16 protein-coding genes are annotated in these 16,574 nt (G+C 58.7%); 9 read left to right on the top strand and 7 right to left on the bottom strand.

The genetic code is table 11. The features are described 5' to 3' along the window. Nucleotides 1-73: 73 nt before the first annotated feature. Complete coding sequence (locus GOB85_RS04105) at nucleotides 74-409, top strand: hypothetical protein (protein ID WP_173576350.1); 336 nt, start codon at nucleotides 74-76, stop codon at nucleotides 407-409. 109 nt (nucleotides 410-518) lie between these two features. On the opposite strand, the gene GOB85_RS04100 is transcribed toward GOB85_RS04105, so the two are convergent. After that, a complete protein-coding gene (locus GOB85_RS04100; RefSeq protein WP_173576349.1) occupies nucleotides 519-1,604 on the bottom strand; it encodes an enoyl-CoA hydratase/isomerase family protein in 1,086 nt (361 codons plus the stop codon). A 184-nt stretch (nucleotides 1,605-1,788) separates the two neighbouring features. On the opposite strand from GOB85_RS04100, the gene GOB85_RS04095 reads away from it, so the two are divergent. After that, nucleotides 1,789-2,250 carry a flavin reductase gene (locus GOB85_RS04095; RefSeq protein WP_173576384.1) on the top strand — a complete coding sequence of 154 codons (462 nt, stop codon included), beginning with the start codon at nucleotides 1,789-1,791 and terminating at the stop codon, nucleotides 2,248-2,250. A gap of 50 nt (nucleotides 2,251-2,300) precedes the next feature. After that, entirely contained in the window at nucleotides 2,301-2,426 is a 126-nt protein-coding gene (locus GOB85_RS19560; protein WP_277875838.1) for a hypothetical protein, read from the top strand. 51 nt (nucleotides 2,427-2,477) lie between these two features. Here the strand turns inward: GOB85_RS19560 and arsC are convergent, their stop codons facing one another. Next, complete coding sequence (gene arsC, locus GOB85_RS04090; RefSeq protein ID WP_198912188.1) at nucleotides 2,478-2,882, bottom strand: arsenate reductase (glutaredoxin); 405 nt, start codon at nucleotides 2,880-2,882, stop codon at nucleotides 2,478-2,480. Nucleotides 2,883-2,955: 73 nt separating this feature from the next. Here arsC and GOB85_RS04085 point away from each other — a divergent pair, with 73 nt between their 5' ends. The 4 genes from GOB85_RS04085 (at nucleotide 2,956) to groL (ending at nucleotide 7,585) form a co-directional block, all read left to right on the top strand. Beyond that, nucleotides 2,956-4,776, top strand: coding sequence for an adenine deaminase C-terminal domain-containing protein (locus GOB85_RS04085; protein ID WP_194298664.1), 1,821 nt, complete (start codon nucleotides 2,956-2,958; stop codon nucleotides 4,774-4,776). Nucleotides 4,777-4,910: 134 nt separating this feature from the next. Further along, nucleotides 4,911-5,114 (top strand): cold-shock protein, encoded by a 204-nt coding sequence (locus GOB85_RS04080; RefSeq protein ID WP_173576348.1) that lies wholly within the window; start codon nucleotides 4,911-4,913, stop codon nucleotides 5,112-5,114. Between the two features lie 479 nt (nucleotides 5,115-5,593). Continuing rightward, entirely contained in the window at nucleotides 5,594-5,887 is a 294-nt protein-coding gene (gene groES, locus GOB85_RS04075) for a co-chaperone GroES (protein ID WP_173576347.1), read from the top strand. A 54-nt stretch (nucleotides 5,888-5,941) separates the two neighbouring features. Next, nucleotides 5,942-7,585 carry a chaperonin GroEL gene (groL, locus tag GOB85_RS04070; RefSeq protein WP_173576346.1) on the top strand — a complete coding sequence of 548 codons (1,644 nt, stop codon included), beginning with the start codon at nucleotides 5,942-5,944 and terminating at the stop codon, nucleotides 7,583-7,585. Nucleotides 7,586-7,829: 244 nt separating this feature from the next. Here the strand turns inward: groL and add are convergent, their stop codons facing one another. The 3 genes from add to GOB85_RS04055 form a co-directional block, all read right to left on the bottom strand. Next, nucleotides 7,830-8,954, bottom strand: coding sequence for an adenosine deaminase (gene add, locus GOB85_RS04065; protein WP_173576345.1), 1,125 nt, complete (start codon nucleotides 8,952-8,954; stop codon nucleotides 7,830-7,832). Nucleotides 8,955-9,274: 320 nt separating this feature from the next. Then, nucleotides 9,275-9,436 carry a hypothetical protein gene (locus GOB85_RS04060; RefSeq protein WP_173576344.1) on the bottom strand — a complete coding sequence of 54 codons (162 nt, stop codon included), beginning with the start codon at nucleotides 9,434-9,436 and terminating at the stop codon, nucleotides 9,275-9,277. A gap of 225 nt (nucleotides 9,437-9,661) precedes the next feature. Further along, nucleotides 9,662-11,341 (bottom strand): M3 family oligoendopeptidase, encoded by a 1,680-nt coding sequence (locus GOB85_RS04055; RefSeq protein WP_173576381.1) that lies wholly within the window; start codon nucleotides 11,339-11,341, stop codon nucleotides 9,662-9,664. Nucleotides 11,342-11,671: 330 nt separating this feature from the next. Between GOB85_RS04055 and GOB85_RS04050 the strand changes: the two genes are divergently transcribed. After that, nucleotides 11,672-12,517, top strand: a complete 846-nt coding sequence (locus tag GOB85_RS04050; RefSeq protein WP_198912187.1) for a 2OG-Fe(II) oxygenase — start codon at nucleotides 11,672-11,674, stop codon at nucleotides 12,515-12,517. Between the two features lie 148 nt (nucleotides 12,518-12,665). Here the strand turns inward: GOB85_RS04050 and GOB85_RS04045 are convergent, their stop codons facing one another. Together GOB85_RS04045 and GOB85_RS04040 are read right to left on the bottom strand one after the other, a co-directional pair. Continuing rightward, nucleotides 12,666-13,820 (bottom strand): pyridoxal phosphate-dependent aminotransferase, encoded by a 1,155-nt coding sequence (locus GOB85_RS04045; protein ID WP_242011286.1) that lies wholly within the window; start codon nucleotides 13,818-13,820, stop codon nucleotides 12,666-12,668. Nucleotides 13,821-13,900: 80 nt separating this feature from the next. Then, nucleotides 13,901-15,103 carry a pyridoxal phosphate-dependent aminotransferase gene (locus tag GOB85_RS04040; RefSeq protein WP_173576342.1) on the bottom strand — a complete coding sequence of 401 codons (1,203 nt, stop codon included), beginning with the start codon at nucleotides 15,101-15,103 and terminating at the stop codon, nucleotides 13,901-13,903. A 506-nt stretch (nucleotides 15,104-15,609) separates the two neighbouring features. On the opposite strand from GOB85_RS04040, the gene GOB85_RS04035 reads away from it, so the two are divergent. Beyond that, complete coding sequence (locus tag GOB85_RS04035; protein WP_173576341.1) at nucleotides 15,610-16,530, top strand: hypothetical protein; 921 nt, start codon at nucleotides 15,610-15,612, stop codon at nucleotides 16,528-16,530. Nucleotides 16,531-16,574 lie beyond the last annotated feature (44 nt).

Raw genomic sequence — 16,574 nt, 5'->3', positions numbered from 1 at the left:
TTCCTGTAAAACACCTGACAGCGGCATTTCGTCGGTAAGCGTTTCTTTACACCGGAGCGCCATACTCTCCCTCATGCACAGCACCCGTTTTCTGTTTCCGACCATCATTCTGCTGCTCAGCGGCTGCTCTGCGCCGCAAATCGGCAGCTTCGCCATGGGGCGTGACTGCTCGGCGACCGAACTCGAAAAAGGCACCGGCTGGTGCTCGCCTCCGGAGACGCCACCCCCCCCACAACCCTACTGCACCGCCGGCTGGAGCGGTGTGGATTGCTGGAGCCGCCCCGATCTCATGCCAAACGTGGCCCGACAGGTTGCCGAAGGCCCGACGGGGCTGACGGCCGAACAGAACGCAGTACGTCTGAATAAATCCTACACGAACGTGCCGCCGTCATCACAGGACAAATACTGAGGAAAGGCCTGCTTCTTTTCCTTCCCCACGGACAGGTCATCAGAACGATGACCGACCACATATCCGGACACAGAGAGCTGTTCAAAATCGGCGCGCAGCCCGGAACGCGCTACGCCGTGCAGTTCGCGACCTCTTCAGCGTCCACCCCGCCGATCGAGGCCGGCTGCCAGACGGGCTTATTGTCCTTGTCGATGACTCTCGCTCTCACCCCTTCGCAAAAATCAGCCCGCGCCAGCAGACGACCAACGGCGCTGCTCTCCAATGAAAACCCGTCCGTAATCAGTTCCATAGAGGCCAGTTTTTGCTGCATCAGCCAGGTGACATGCAGCGAAAACGGACACGCCGCCTTCAGTGTCGCCACATCTTCCTCTGCCCACGCCACATCACCTCCCGCCACGATGACAGCCTCCAGCCGTTCCAGCACCAGAGGCAAACCTTCCGCCGGCGTCAGAGTAAGCGCGTCATAAACGGGAACAGAGGCAGCAAGCAGTCCCGGCAGACTCACGTCGCCTGCCCGCGCCGCAGCAAGATTCCCCAGAACAGCATCGATCTCTTCGCCGGAAACGTCCGCAAGCGTATCCATAAGAGAGGGGAGGCAGTCCGAATGCAGCAGATGGTCCGCCATCCCCATTGTCACGGCCTGCGCGCCATTCATCCGTCCGCCGGTCAGAGCAAAACGGAGTCCGTGCGGGCGGGGGGCACGAGCAAGCAGCCAGCCCCCGCCGGCATCCGGCGTCAGCCCGATCGCTGTCTCCGGCATCGCCAGCACGGAGCGCTCCGTGACAATCCGATGCCGTGCATGCGCGCCAAACCCGATCCCGCCACCCATCGTGATGCCGTCCATCACCGTCACCACTGGCTTCGGATAGCGCGCAATCGCCAGCATCGTCCGGTAAGGGATCGCCATGCTCGTATGGGCCGCCACCGGACCATCCTGCCCGATAATCGACCGGATCGCCTTGATGTCGCCCCCCGCGCAGAAGGCTCGTGGCGACGAGGAGTCAATCAGAACCATCCGGACTTCGGAATCGTCCCGCCAGTCATCCAGCACAGACAGCATCTCTTCCGCTGTCGCCGCGTCGACCGCATTCAGTTTCTTCGGACAATCAAGAGTCATCCGGGCCAGAGAGCCCCGTCGCTCAAGGAGAAAAGGACGACCACCGCCCGATGGTCCCAATTGCAAAGATTCAGTCATGGCACCTCTTCCGGTTCCCGGCCGCCACACCCTGCGGCACCGCCCGTTCATGCGTTCTTTATATCCGGTTGTGACAATCACCCGAATCTCGTACGGGTGATCACATCATAATTCAGACCCGTTCAGGTCGGACGAGAGCAGGAGCAGAAGCGTGGCCGTCGAATCCGTTGCATTTCGGGAAGCAATGGCGCGTCTGGGCGCGGCAGTGACAATCGTGACCACAGGCAGCCTTGATGAGCCAACCGGTTTCACAGCCTCCGCCGTCTGCTCCGTCACAGACACCCCGCCAACCATCCTCGTCTGCCTGAACCGTTCAGCGCGCGTTCGTCCGGCTTTTACCGAAAACGCCGCACTGTGCGTCAATGTCCTCTCAGGTGCTCAACGGGCGCTTTCAGACCGTTTCGCCGGCGCCTTCGATATGTCCGAGCGCTTCGATGTCGGGCACTGGACCACCCTGGAAACAGGAGCGCCCGTCCTTGAAGAAGCCATCGTCGCGCTGGACTGCCGGATCAGCAAAATCGTGGAAGTCGGAACGCACAGCGTCATTTTCGGCACTGTCGAAGCCCTTCGGCTCGGCGGCACCGTCGGCGGTCTCGTCTATTTCAACCGGGCTTACCATCACCTGCCTCACGTCGAGGCCAAATAACCTTCGGGATAACAGGCCCGGCGGACAACGAAAAAACGGAGCGAACACAGATGGCAAAAAAAGACATAAAGGATGACGTGCCGATCATTTCCGTCCGGACCATCCTGATCATGCATGGTGTGCTGATCATCGTCGTCGCCATGATGGTCTGGATCGACTGGTCTCTGCCTTCCTGATCGCGGAGCATTCGCAGGGAGCCCCGCCACTCCCCACACTGCCACCGCCGCTCACGCTGCTGGCGGCAGAAGGTCCTCAACCAGCTCAGCCGGCCTGCAAAGCCGTGTGCCGCGCTCCGTCACCACAACCGGCCTGTTGATCAGCACCGGATGCGCCACCATCGCATCCAGCAACGCGTCGTCTGAAATATCCGGTGCATCGAGACCGGGTTCAGCAACCAGCGTCTCCTTCGCCCGCAACAACCCCCGCACCCCGATGCCACCTGCGCGGGCAATTTCCGCCAGCGTCGCACGATCAGGCGGTGTCCTGAGATACTCCACGATCCACACCTCAAGTCCGGCCTGGGTCAGCCGCTCCAGCACCCTGCGCGAGGTGCCACAACGCGGATTGTGAAAAATCGTCGCCTGCATCAGTTTCTCCAGCTTAAAACCAGGCTGCCCAGGAGCCCGTGTCATACCAGCAGAACCGGCAGATTACGGCTGGTTCCGATAACGAGACAAAAATTATCGCCTGCGTTATAGTCCTGTCATGCAAGACATCCAGACCCTGACCCGTTTCTCCGTGTCCCCGCTGCACTGCATGACCCGCCAGCTCGCCGCCGTCGCTTCAGGCCGCGCAGCGCCGGATCTCGTGCTGACCGGCGCCCGGATGCTCTCCACCTATTCCAGCCGCATGCTGAAAAATCGCGAACTGTGGATCAGCGGCGGTCGCATCGCCGCTCTCCGCCCCGCCGGAAGCTGGCGCGCAACCGGTCAGACGCCGGGTGAGGTGAGGGATGTCACCGGGGGCATCCTTGCCCCGGGTCTCGTGGATCCGCACCTGCACATCGAGAGCAGCATGATGACTGCCTGCGCCTACGCGGAAGCGGCCCTGCTCAACGGCACCACCACCATCTTCTGTGACAGCCACGAAATCGGCAATGTCGCAGACGTCGCCGGTATCGAATGGATGCTCGAAGACGCCCGGCACGCGCCGCTCAACGTCTTCCTTACCGTGCCAAGTACCGTCCCGGCCACTTCACCGCAATGCGAAACCGCTGGCGGCGATCTGACACCCAATAAGATCGGCGCCATCTTCGACCGCTGGCCCGAAGCCGTCGCGCTCGGCGAAAAAATGGATTTTGTCCCGCTTTGCCTTGGTGACGAACGCAGCCATGCCATCGTCGCCGAATCGCTCAAACGCGGCTGCCCCGTCAGCGGGCATATTTATGGACGGGAATTCGTCGCCGCCTACGCTGCCTCCGGCGTCACCGACACACACGAAGCCGTCACCGGCGAAATCGCCGATGACCTCCTGGAAGCTGGCGTCTGGATCTTTCTCCGCGGCGGGCCACCGACAACCCCGTGGCATTCCCTCCCGGAAGCCATCAAAACCATCACCGAAATGGGCGCCGACCCCAAGCGCGTCTGCGTCTGCACAGATGACCGTGATGCCGATGATCTGTTCCTGTTCGGTCAGGACTGGGTCGTCCGTCAGGCCATCGCAGCGGGCCTCAAACCGGAAACCGCCTGGAGTCTGGGCTCTCTCCACGGCGCTACCCGCTTCGGCATGGATAACGAAATTGGCGGCTTCGGCGGCGGGCGTCGCGCCGATCTTGTCCTCCTTGATGATGCAATGGAGGTTCAGGACACCTGGTATGGCGGCGTCCATGTCGTCTCAGATCGTAAAATCACCCCCGTGCTCGATCGTCAGCTTTCCGAATCCCGTTACCATTACCCGGAAGCCGCTTACCGGACCGTTATCCTCCCGAAGATCGGTTCCCTCACGCCTCCGCTGCCTGACGCTGCCTGTCACGCCAATGTGATCAGCATCGGTGCCCCGGGCGACATCGCCCTCCGGCACGACGTCATCGCACTTGAAGAAGCCCGTAACTGGGACACTCTGCTCGCGAAACATGATCTCTGTTTCGTCACCGTCCTCGAACGGCATGGACGGAATGGCGGAGTCGCACATGGTCTCCTCCGTGGCTTCGGCCTCACCGAAGGCGCGGTCGCCAGCAGCGTCGGACACGACGCGCACAACATCATTGTCGCGGGCCGCAATGAAGCCGATATGCGCCTCGCCGTTGAGACGATCCGCGACAGTCGTGGCGGTGTCGTTGTCGTTTCCGGCGGCGAAGTCAAAGCGCTCGTGCCGCTGCCCATCGCCGGCCTGCTTTCAGATCAGCGGGCTTGTGTCGTCGCGCGACAGGCCGAAAAACTGAAGCACGCATGGAGCGAGCTTGGCTGTACACTGCCTTATATGGGCTTCAATCTGATCCCGCTTTCCGTCATCCCGGACATCCGGATCACAGATCGCGGACTCATCACCGTACCCGCCATGGAACAGATTCCGCTCTTCGTGGTGTGAACTCCCGAGATTGACAATGACCCCGGATCGTGAGGGGATGCGCATGAGTCAGGGACGCCGCAGAGTGCGGCTGTCCACCTGGCCGTCGCGCCCGTCCGCTGGTCGGGTGGCGATTCACGAGAAGGATGATTTCGATGCCCACCGGCACAGTAAAATGGTTCAATGCGACAAAGGGCTATGGCTTTATCCAACCGGATGATGGTGACAAGGATGTGTTCGTCCATATCACCGCTGTCCAGGCGGCAGGTCTGACCGGGCTCACAGAGAACGAAAAAGTCAGCTACGATCTGGTCAACGAGCGCGGTAAAGCTGCAGCGACCAACCTCAAAACCGTCTGAAGTTCTGCCGCCGGTCGCTTCGTCGACAAAGGCGGCATACTTTGGCCAGAGGGTAAGTCAGGGCTGGAATGCCGGATCGTGTCATGCGGTCCCTCCAGCCCTTAACACCTCTGCTTACACATTCTGTTTCACGGAAATTCCGTGATATTATATTCTGTACTATTACGTACAATTTTTCGCTTTCATATTTACCGTCACCGGCCTCGTCCGGCAGGACAATATGATCGCGATCATCCCCGATACAGTCCTGAACGCCTGATGCATGGTTTCAGGAAAAGTTCATATAAAATCAGCAATCTGGTGCTCTGAGAAGAAAAGTGCCACCTGTCCTTGACACCCTCCTCAGGCACTCCTATCTCCAGTGTGGCACTCCCGGGGTGGGAGTGCTAACGCACCGCGGCGTAGAGCGCGTGGCAAGAGGCGGCGTCGCTTGAGACTAAGGGCGTCGTCCCCAGAAAAAGAATGTGGAGCGATCCATAATGACGAAATTTCGTCCCTTGCATGACCGTGTGGTGGTTCGTCGCGTAACAAGCGAAGAAAAAACCGTTGGCGGCATTATCATTCCTGACACCGCGAAAGAGAAGCCAATGGAAGGCGAGATTGTCGCCGTTGGCCAGGGCGCTCGCAATGAGCAGGGCCAGATCGTGGCACTCGATGTGAAAGTCGGTGATCGTATTCTGTTCGGCAAATGGTCCGGAACAGAAGTCAAGATCGACAGTGAAGAACTGCTGATCATGAAAGAAAGCGACATTATGGGCGTGATCGCCTCCTGATCAGGCTTCTGATCCCCCAATTTGTTCGTTTTCATCCTTTAAGGAGAATTTTCCATGGCTGCTAAGGACGTAAAGTTCGGTGGTGACGCACGTCAGCGTATGCTGCGTGGTGTCGACATCCTCGCGGATGCCGTCAAAGTAACGCTCGGCCCCAAAGGTCGTAACGTTGTCCTCGACAAAAGCTTCGGCGCACCCCGCATCACCAAAGACGGTGTGTCGGTCGCAAAAGAAATCGAGCTGGCAGACAAGTTCGAGAACATGGGCGCACAGATGCTGCGCGAAGTGGCCTCGAAAACCAATGACGTGGCCGGTGACGGCACCACGACAGCAACCGTTCTGGCTCAGGCCATCGTGCGTGAGGGCCACAAGGCCGTTGCCGCCGGCATGAACCCGATGGACCTCAGGCGCGGTATCGACAAAGCTGTCGCAGCCGTCGTCGAAGAGCTGAAGAAGAACACCAAGAAGATCACCACCCCGGCTGAAACAGCTCAGGTCGGCACGATCTCCTCGAACGGCGAGCATGAAATCGGAGAGATGATCTCCAAAGCCATGCAGAAAGTCGGCTCCGAGGGTGTCATCACGGTTGAGGAAGCCAAGGGCCTCCACACCGAGCTCGACGTCGTCGAAGGCATGCAGTTCGATCGTGGCTACATCTCCCCGTATTTCATCACGAATGCGGAAAAGATGATTGCGGATATGGATAACCCCTATATCCTCATTCACGAGAAGAAGCTGTCCTCGCTTCAGCCGATCCTGCCTCTGCTTGAGGCTGTTGTTCAGTCCGGTCGTCCGCTGGTCATCATCGCCGAAGACGTCGACGGTGAAGCTCTGGCAACACTGGTCGTCAACAAACTGCGTGGTGGCCTGAAAATCGCTGCCGTGAAGGCTCCTGGTTTCGGTGATCGTCGTAAGGCGATGCTCGAAGACATCGCGATCCTCACCAATGGTCAGGTCATCAGCGAAGACATCGGCATCAAGCTCGAAAACGTCACGCTGCCGATGCTCGGTCGCGCCAAAAAGGTGCATATCGAGAAAGAAAACACCACGATCGTTGAAGGCGCCGGCAACGGCGACGATATCAAAGGTCGCTGCAACCAGATCCGTGCGCAGATCGAGGAAACAACCTCGGATTACGACCGTGAGAAGCTGCAGGAACGTCTCGCGAAACTGGCCGGTGGCGTCGCTGTCATCCGCGTCGGTGGTTCGACGGAAGTCGAGGTGAAGGAGCGCAAGGATCGCGTTGATGACGCGCTTCATGCAACCCGCGCCGCTGTCGAGGAAGGCATCGTTCCCGGCGGTGGAACCGCTCTGGCCCGCGCTTCCACGGGTCTGGCTCACCTGCACTACCACAACGAAGACCAGAGAGTTGGCGGCGAAATTATCCGCAAGGCTCTTCAGGCTCCGTTGCGTCAGATCGCGCACAACGCTGGTGAAGATGGCGCTGTCATCGCTGGTAAAGTGCTCGAATCCGATGAGTATGCTTACGGCTTCGACGCACAGCTCGGCGAGTACAAGAACCTCGTCGACGCCGGCATCATCGATCCGACCAAGGTCGTCCGCACGGCTCTTCAGGACGCAGCTTCGGTTGCCGGTCTGCTGATCACGACGGAAGCTATGGTCGCCGACAGGCCGGAGAAAAAAGCTCAGCCAATGCCGGGTGGCGGTGGAATGGGCGGCATGGGCGACATGGATTTCTGATCCATTCGACAGCCGGTTTCATACCGAAAAAGGGGAGGGCGATTTCGCCCTCCTTTTTTTGTGCCCGTTTTTTCAGCGATGTGGAAATATTCCTTACCGCTACAGAGTGTCGGAAACTACGCTGACCTTGTCGCTTACACGCAGCTCTGACTCATCCCCTGTAAATGGCGCAGCTTCATGTGTGCCTCGTTAAACCAAAAAGGGACAAGTTCCTTTTGCAGGTCTCAGGAAAAACAGAGCGGTATCAGGTCCACTGCCGACGAAATTCCTCCAGGCGGCTGAGGTAATCTTTCCGCTGAGCCGCGCTGATCCACGCCGCGTCAATCCCGTTCCGGGTGATCGTCAAAAGATCCTGTCTGCTCAGCGCCGCATCTCCCTGAGCCACGATCAGGCTTTGCCCGACGTAATTTCCCTTCATATATGCCGGGTCATCTGAACTGACAGTCACTTTCAGTCCCTGATCAAGCATGCCCCGGACAATATTGATGTTCTCGCCATTCTGGCGCAGCCAGCCACAGGCAACCGGGCATACCGTAAACGCAACACCACGCCTCCGTGCCACAGCAACAAGATCAGCCCGCTCCAGAATGTTGCCACCATGATCGATCCGGTCAGTATGGAGATCCTCCAGCGCCTGCCGGATATGCTCATGCGTCTCCAGCTGATCGAGATCGCAATGCATCGTCAGATGAAAGCCAGCCTGACGTGCCCTGGCAAAGACCGTCCTGAATTTGTCGGGCGGATTGTTCTTCTCATCAGAATCCAGACCAACACCCACGATATGCTGACGATATGGCAAAGCCATTTCCAGAGTTCTCATCGCTGAATCGGCGCTCAGCTCCCGCTCGAAACACATAACAAGCTGAGAATCGATATGGAGCTGGCGCCGGGCATCAGCCTGAGCCCGCGTCAGACCCATGATGACCGTCTCAAACGGAATACCCCGATCCGTGTGCATCTGCGGATCAAAGAAGATCTCGGAATACAGGACATTCTGATACGCTGCCTTTGTCAGATACGCATAGGTCAGATCGTAGAAATCCTGCTCCTTCAGCAGAACGCTCTTTCCTTCATAAAAAATTTTCAGAAAACTCTGTAAATCGTGGAAATTATAGCTCGCCCGCATGTCCGCGACCGTATTGTAAGGCAGCGCAACGCCATTTCGCTTCGCCAGCTGAAATTTCATCTCTGGCTCAAGTGTGCCTTCAATATGCACATGGAGTTCCGTCTTCGGCATCGCCTGAATGAACGCAGTCAGATCCTCATCAGTCTTTCCACGCGCAGGCGCCGCACCAGCTCCTCTCCCCACCACCATGGCAGCAGAGAGCAACATTGTATTGGCCAGAAAAATTCTTCGTCCGGACGCCATTCCCGGTAATTCCTTTTGCTAATCTTATAAACAAAGCCGGAGCCGGCTGTTGCGTAACAACACTCTGTCCTGATCCGTCGGAGATCAGGCCTTTCCGAACGCTCTGTTGTCATTAAGTGTTGGTTCCTTCCCAGGGCTTTGCCCTGGAACTGACCAAAGGTCACAAACCTTTGGAAATATGCTTATTTATCAACAGATTGGGGTGAAGGGGTCCGCGACCCCTTCCGGGTTCGGGCAGAGCCCGATCTTTTTCTAACCCTTTGAAAAATCACAGATCAACACTTAACGACAACAGAGCCTTTCCGAAGGCCACAATGTCGTCAGACGACATCCTCGCATTCGCGCATAAGCAACATCGTATCCCTACGGGAAAACAACACATGTCCCGCATCCCGATACCCATGCCACCCGGCCAGCCGAAGCAACGACGCATTATCCGGCGAAATAATAGAAAGACCGCTCGTATCCGGCCTCCCCGTCATGTCACGCCAGCGCGGCAGTCAGCGCCTCACCCGCATACCCCCGGCCTATGCGACCACGCCGCAAAAACCAGTCCGCTTCCGGCACATTCTCAGGTCGCAACTGCATGTTTCGCCGGAAACCGGCAAACCGCCCGGAAACCATAACCCATCAGTGACCACAGACCACGATACCGAACCAGCCGCTCCGTCTCAGGCTCCGGAATCCTAATCTCATAAACCCCGACCTTACTCCGCCACTCCCAGCACGGCAGACGCTTCCCGAACCACATCGGCCAGCGCCCCGGGCGCAAATGGCGACACCAGACCCGCTTCCGCCACCAGTGCCGTGAACGGTGCCGACCCACCCCGCGCGCAGAGCTTCTCATAGGCCTTCATCGCCGCCGGCTCATCCCGGCGCGATTGCAGCCACAGCTGCATCGCACAGCACAGAGCCAGCGTATAATCGATGTAATAGAAAGGAGATTTGTAAATATGCCCCTGCGCCTGCCAGCGGCCGCCCTTCGCCGGATAAGCAACATCGCCGTAATCCCGCCACGGCATATATTGCCGCTCCAGCCGTCGCCATGTCTCATGCCGCTCCGCCGGCGTCATCTCCGGCCGCGCATAAACCTCATGCTGAAAGTGATCCACGCAGACGCCATAAGGCAGAAAACTCAGAGACCCGATCAGGTGCATCCGCCGGAACCGCTCCGCCGCTCCGTCCTCAACCATCAGTTCCATATGCGGCCAGGTCAGAAACTCCAGCCCCATCGAGTCAATCTCCGCCGCCTCCATCGTTGGCCACAACTCATCAATCGATGGCAGATCGCGACTGCGCCAGTTCTGATACGCATGGCCCATCTCATGGGTAAAAACACTGATATCCCCATGTGTGCCATTGAAGTTTGCAAAGATGAACGGCATGCCGACATCCGGAAACGCCGTGCAGAACCCGCCACCCGCCTTGCCGTCCCGGTTCTTCAGATCGAGATAACCACCCTTCACCATATCCGCAAAAAACGGCCCCAGCCCGCCTGACATCCGGTCGAACATCGTCTGCGCCCGCCCGATCAGAAGATCATAATCCCCCGCCGGTTTCGGATTGCCCTTCGGATCAATGAAGTTTTCATCCCAGTACCGCAGATGATCCCAGCCCATCTCCTCACGCCGCGCCTCAAGCAGCTTCGCCACCAGTGGCGTCACATGCGTCAGAACTTCCTCGCGAAACCGGGCCACCTGCTCCGGCCCATAATCAACCCGCCGCATCCGCCGGTACCCCAGCGGTGTGTAGCTGTCGAAACCCAGCGTCCGCGCCATCTCCGTCCGTAACGCAACCAGCCGCGCATAGAGGGTATCAAGCGTGTCCCCGTGCTCAGCAAAAAACGCCCAGCGCGCTCGCTCCGCTTCATGCCGAACCGTCCGGTCCGCGTTCTCCAGCCATGGTGCCAGCCCTGAGAGATTGACCGTCTGCCCCGCAACCGTAATCCGCGCTGATGCCAGTAACGCCGTATACTCACTGCAAAGACGAGACTCTTCCTCAAGAGCCGCCTCAATGCGCGTATCAAACGTGGTGACGTCACTCTCCCAGAGCTGCACGACATGCGCGCCGACCACGGCAACGAGCGCGTCCCGGTTCGGATCAGCGAGAAGACGCTTCTTGATCGCCACCTCATGCGCCGTCACCTTCGGCGCCAGCTTGTCGGCGTAGTCCCGCCCGGCCTTACTCGTCTCACTGGTCGTGTCCTGCGAAAACCGCAGATAAACAAGCGCCGCCCAGCTATCGAGCGTGCGCCGCTCGCGGTCAAACCGCTCAAGCGCCGCAGCGAGGTCGCCCGCATCCAGCAGAGCAACAACAGCCCCGAAACCGTCCGCGAGACTGGCTTCCGTGGGACGGGGAAAGGTGAGGGAGGAAAATTCCGGCTTCATTCCGGTATCGTGGCACTGAGCTCGCCGCCCGTCCACCGGTCTCGGAGAGAATGAAACGATGTCCATCTCAGAGGCTGTTTCATACGCCCCGCAGCCGCCGATCCGACATGCGTTGCGACGCGGATTTTCCGGCCTCCGATACTCACGATCCGCACGGCCTGTTCCACTTCGGTGCTTAAAAACACAACCCGGTCGCGTGCCTCAGGCGCGGTCTCAATCAACAGCGAAGCTTTTGAAACAGTTCATAAGACAAATATTAAGACAAATCACCGTAAGTGAGACGCTATTGCGGACCGTCACCTGACCTCCGGCTGGCAAGGATCTCCTCTCATGGCAACCGATCAGCTTTCCGTTGCCGAAAGGCCTGGCACTGTCGCCCTGTGGCAGCCCCCCTCAGAAACGGACGAGGCAAGGCTCGCCAGCCAGTTCACCCAGGCGAGCCCGTTTCCACATCTCGTCATCGACGGTCTGTTCGACCCGGCCTTCCTCACAGCAATCACCGACGAGATAAAACGCCTCCCGTCCGCTGACTGGTCCCCGCATTACACGGCGCTCCAGAAAAAACGTATGACCGGAAAACCGGCAGATCTGCCATTCTCAGCCGCACGCTATTTCTCACTCGTCAACGCACCGGAATTCATCGCTTTCCTGGAAGCCGTCACAGGCATCCCGTCACTCCGGCCCGATCTCACCCTCCTCGGCGGCGGTGTGCATGAAGCGGGCGCAAACGGTCATTTTGAAATCCACGTCGATTTTCAGAAACACCCCTCAACAGGGCTGCAAAATCGCCTCGCGGTCATCACTTATCTGAACACAGACTGGACCGAAGCCGATGGCGGCGCGCTCGAACTCTGGAACATGAAAGACAACCGGTCCGGCGCAACCATCCCGCCTCTGCTCGGCCGAACCGTCATCATGGGACAGTCGCCTGTCGCAGCGCATGGCTATCCCGAACCGTTGCCCGGCTCCCGCCCACGCCGCGCTCTGATCGCTTATTTCTATTCGCAGCCAGACAAACCAGCCGGCGCCATGATCAGCACAACCCGCTATATCCGCCGCCCCGGCATGCCTCTGTCCAGTCATCTCCAGATGACCCTCAGAGACATTTTCCCGCAACCGATCGTCAGATCACTGCGTCAGATCCGATCCCGCTTCACACATAAACGGAGCCGCTAAGAAGCTGTTTCAAAAGCCCCTCTGCCAGCAATCCGACGCGCGTTTTTACGCTCCGATGCTCACGGCCCGCGCCCGGGTGCTCAGAAACACACGCCGGTCACGCCCCTCAGCAACGAGACTTTTGAAACAGCCTCAAAAACACACAGCTTCACCGCAACGTCGCGACAAACGCCGCGATCCGCCCGCAGGCTTCTTTCAGATCCGCATCAGCCGTCGCGCAGGACAGCCTCAGATAAGGTGACAACCCGAACGCGCTCCCCGGCACCGTCGCCACATAAGCCTGCTCCAGCAGCGCCATCGCGAAATCAGTATCCGTCCGCAGCACCCGTCCGTCGGGCGTCGTCTTTCCAAGGCACGCCGCAATTCCCGGATAGGCATAAAACGCCCCCGACGGCATCGCACAGCTAAACCCGGGAATGGCGCGCAGCGCCTCAACCACCATCAACCGACGGCGCGCATAGGTCGCCACCATCTCCCGGATCATATCCGCAGGCCCGTCCAGCGCCGCCGCCGCCGCCGCCTGCGCCACCGTGCAGATGCCCGACGTCGCATTACCCTGAACAACCCGCATCGCCGCGATCAGCTCCCGTGGCCCACCAGCGTAGCCGACACGCCACCCGGTCATGGCATAAGCCTTCGCCACACCATTCATCGTCAGCACACGATCCCGCAAATCCGGCGCGATCGCCGCGAAAGAGCGGAAAGAATGATTGTCAAAAACAAGATGCTCATAGATCTCGTCAGAGAGAATCCACACATCAGGATAATCCCGCAACACTGCCGCAATGCCGCGCAGATCGTCCTCCGTGCACAGCGCCCCGGACGGATTGTTTGGAAAATTCAGCACCAGCCACTTCGTCTTCGGCGTCATCACCGCCGCCAGTCGCTCCGGCCGCAGACTGAACCCGTCCGCCTCATCACATTCCGGATGAACCGCAACACCACCAAACATCCGGGCAATCAGCGGATAACTCACCCAGTAAGGCGCGGGAACAACAACCTCGTCCCCCGGATCGATCGTCGCCATGAACGCGTTAAAAATGACCTGCTTGCCGCCATTGCAGACAATCAGCTCATCCGGCGCATAGGTCAGCCCGTTCTCGCGCTCAAACTTCCGCGCAATCGCAGCCTTCAGCGCCGGCTTCCCGTCCACCGGCGGATATTTCGTATCTCCCGCCAGCGCGGCCTGATGCGCGGCCTCAACCGCATAAGGCGGCGTCGGAAAATCCGGTTCGCCCAGGGCCAGAGAGATCACATTGTGCCCCTCCGCCCGCAACGCCCGTGCCCGGCGCGCCATTTCCATCGTCGCCGGAGCCGGCAGCCCCTCAAGACGCTTCGCCAGCCGTGGTCCCGAAACAGCGTCGTCGGTCACACCCATTCTCCTCAGCGCAGCCCGGCACAGAAACGCTGAATCCGGGAGCAGGCTTCCTTCAGACTCTCCGTGTCCGTCGCATAAGACACCCGGAAATGCCCGGCGAACATGAACGCCGACCCATGCACAGCCGCGACACCTTCCTCATCAAGCAGAGCCGTCACAAAGGCCTCATCCGTGTCGATCACCGTGCCACTCGCCGTTCGCTTGCCGAAACATGCGGCCATCGACGGAAACACATAAAACGCCCCTTCCGGACGCGCGCAGCTCAGCCCGGTCGCCTGATTGAGCATCGACACAACCAGATCGCGACGCTCACGATACGTCTCACACATCGTCCCGATGAAATCCTGTGGCCCCGTCAGCGCCTCAAGCGCCGCCGCCTGCGCAATCGAACACGGATTGGACGTGGACTGCCCCTGCAGCTTGTTCATCGCCCGCGTCAGTTCCACCGGCGCACCCGAAAACCCGATCCGCCAGCCCGTCATCGCATAGGCCTTGGACACGCCGTTCATCGTCACGGTCCGGTTCCGCAGCTTCGGCTCAACCTGCACGATCGTCGCCGGCTCAAAGCCATCGTAAACCAGCTTCGCATAGATATCGTCAGTAAAAATCCACACATCCGGATGACGCAGCAGCACATCGCAGAGCGGCCGCAGATCCTCCGCCGAATAGGTTGCTCCCGTCGGATTGCACGGTGAGTTCAGAAAGAACCACTTCGTCCGCGGCGTAATCGCCGCTTCAAGCTCAGCCGCCGTCAGCTTGAAATCATTCTTCGGCAGACAAGGGACAATCACCGGATAGCCATCCGCCAGCGCCACAATGTCAGGATAAGATACCCAGCACGGAGCCGGAATGATCGCCTCATCACCCTTGTTGATGGTGCTCACCATCGCGTTGTAAATCACCTGCTTGCCACCCGTGGAGACAATCACCTCCTCCGGCTTGTAATCCAGCCCGGAATCCAGCCGGAACCGCTCGGCAACCGCCGCGCGCAGGGCTGGAGTGCCCGCCACATCCGTATATTTCGTCTGCCCGGCCTCAATCGCCCGGATCGCCGCCTCTTTGATGCTGGCCGGCGTATCAAAATCCGGTTCACCCGCCGAAAGGCTGATAATGTCGCGGCCAGCCGCCTTCAGAGCACGTGCCTTCGCCGTAATGGCGATCGTCTGGCTGGGGCTGATCTTGTTCAGGCGGTCGGCGATGAAAGACATAATCTCGATCCTGAGAAGTGAGCGCCGGGTAAACCCGACCGGATGCCGTCTTCCGGCAGCGCGGCACAATAGAAGGTTTCGCGCCAATGCGGAACAGCCGGCCCCCCACATCCGGGTGATGACCCGTGAACAGCCTCATCCATACGCTGAAACACCGGTTCGAATCACAAAAGAACAGGAGCAATGGCTCTGTTCACGCTCTGTGATTTTTCAAAGGATCAGCGGAAGACCATGTTCCGGCCGAACCCGGAAGGGGTCGCAGCCCCCTTTCATCCCAAACTGTTGATAAACAAGCCGGTTTCCACAGATCTGCGATTTTTGGCGGGTTCCAGGGCAGAGCCCTGAGAAGGTACCGGTACTTAACGCGAACAGAATCAGAGCAATCCTGATCTGTATCAAAAAGTATCACAATAATGAGAAATAAGACCGGTCATAAACTCTGATTAAGATTTCCTCCTCATCGTGGTGCTCAGAAAACTCGCCCCGCAAAATGCCGGAGAACTACCATGACCGATCCCGTTTCGTCTGTCTCAAGCCTCCCACAAACTTTGGCCAAAGATCAGTTCGTGTTCAGAATGCTGGACTCTTTCCTGCCTCTGACCCGGCAGAGTGAAATCAGCACATCAGACGCCGGTAACACCGCCGCGACATCCGCTCAAAGCAGCCTGTTCGTCACGAGCGACGATCGCCGCGACCTTGATGCCATGGCAGACAGCGGAACCGCAGGGATCAGCACACTGGCAACAATCTTCAGTCAGGCGGCAGCCGCAATCAACAGCACCACCACATCCGACAACGATAAAATTTCCGTCTGGACTACAGTCACCGCTGATATCGCCATGTTCAGGTACGGAGACGCCTCGACAAACCAGATCGCGCCCGCAATGACAGCCATCGAACAGGCATTTTACAACGCCACGCAAAACAGTCCGTTCATGAAAACGGCTCTCGCAATGAGCGAGGCCACATCCCTGCCTCCAAACGCCTCGAAACTCGAAACTGCGCTGTATAACGCAGCGCAGAACATCAGAAATTCCGCTGATTTCACCACAGTCACTTACACAGACAAAATGAATTCCAGCACAGCGCAGACTGCGTCAGGTACAACCGTCAACTCAACCTTTACCTACGGAATAACGCGCGAAAACATCACCAACGTTCAGCTTGTACCGACCTTCATAGATCCATCCGAACGATCCGGCGAAAAAGATGTCATAACCGAAACGACCAGCTCCAGACAGGTCTCGGCTACTCAGACTGGCTCATCCGGCGAAAAATCCACAGGATCGTCATCGTCAGCCACTCCGGCCGCCTCGACGTATCACCTCTTCACTTCCGGACAATCGACCACCAGAACACTTGAACAGGAGATCGCCGAAACTCTGCTCGGCTTTGGCAACAGGACACGAACCAATACTCAGGCCTGATTGCCCGTCTTTCTGAAACCCACCGGACGGAAAACGTGTTTTTT

The sequence above is a fragment of the Acetobacter fallax genome (assembly GCF_011516735.1).
In the GTDB taxonomy this organism is placed as follows: domain Bacteria; phylum Pseudomonadota; class Alphaproteobacteria; order Acetobacterales; family Acetobacteraceae; genus Acetobacter; species Acetobacter fallax.
The sequence above is the reverse complement of the archived record's forward strand: the minus strand, read 5'-3'. Positions and strand labels throughout refer to the sequence as shown.

Coding starts and splice junctions, on each gene's coding strand:
- GOB85_RS04105 (WP_173576350.1), top strand. CDS start 74: ATGCACAGCACCCGTTTTCTGTTTCCGACCATCATTCTGCTGCTCAGC.
- GOB85_RS04100 (WP_173576349.1), bottom strand. CDS start 1,604: ATGACTGAATCTTTGCAATTGGGACCATCGGGCGGTGGTCGTCCTTTT.
- GOB85_RS04095 (WP_173576384.1), top strand. CDS start 1,789: ATGGCGCGTCTGGGCGCGGCAGTGACAATCGTGACCACAGGCAGCCTT.
- GOB85_RS19560 (WP_277875838.1), top strand. CDS start 2,301: ATGGCAAAAAAAGACATAAAGGATGACGTGCCGATCATTTCCGTCCGG.
- arsC (WP_198912188.1), bottom strand. CDS start 2,882: ATGACACGGGCTCCTGGGCAGCCTGGTTTTAAGCTGGAGAAACTGATG.
- GOB85_RS04085 (WP_194298664.1), top strand. CDS start 2,956: ATGCAAGACATCCAGACCCTGACCCGTTTCTCCGTGTCCCCGCTGCAC.
- GOB85_RS04080 (WP_173576348.1), top strand. CDS start 4,911: ATGCCCACCGGCACAGTAAAATGGTTCAATGCGACAAAGGGCTATGGC.
- groES (WP_173576347.1), top strand. CDS start 5,594: ATGACGAAATTTCGTCCCTTGCATGACCGTGTGGTGGTTCGTCGCGTA.
- groL (WP_173576346.1), top strand. CDS start 5,942: ATGGCTGCTAAGGACGTAAAGTTCGGTGGTGACGCACGTCAGCGTATG.
- add (WP_173576345.1), bottom strand. CDS start 8,954: ATGGCGTCCGGACGAAGAATTTTTCTGGCCAATACAATGTTGCTCTCT.
- GOB85_RS04060 (WP_173576344.1), bottom strand. CDS start 9,436: ATGACGGGGAGGCCGGATACGAGCGGTCTTTCTATTATTTCGCCGGAT.
- GOB85_RS04055 (WP_173576381.1), bottom strand. CDS start 11,341: ATGAAGCCGGAATTTTCCTCCCTCACCTTTCCCCGTCCCACGGAAGCC.
- GOB85_RS04050 (WP_198912187.1), top strand. CDS start 11,672: ATGGCAACCGATCAGCTTTCCGTTGCCGAAAGGCCTGGCACTGTCGCC.
- GOB85_RS04045 (WP_242011286.1), bottom strand. CDS start 13,820: ATGGAAATGGCGCGCCGGGCACGGGCGTTGCGGGCGGAGGGGCACAAT.
- GOB85_RS04040 (WP_173576342.1), bottom strand. CDS start 15,103: ATGTCTTTCATCGCCGACCGCCTGAACAAGATCAGCCCCAGCCAGACG.
- GOB85_RS04035 (WP_173576341.1), top strand. CDS start 15,610: ATGACCGATCCCGTTTCGTCTGTCTCAAGCCTCCCACAAACTTTGGCC.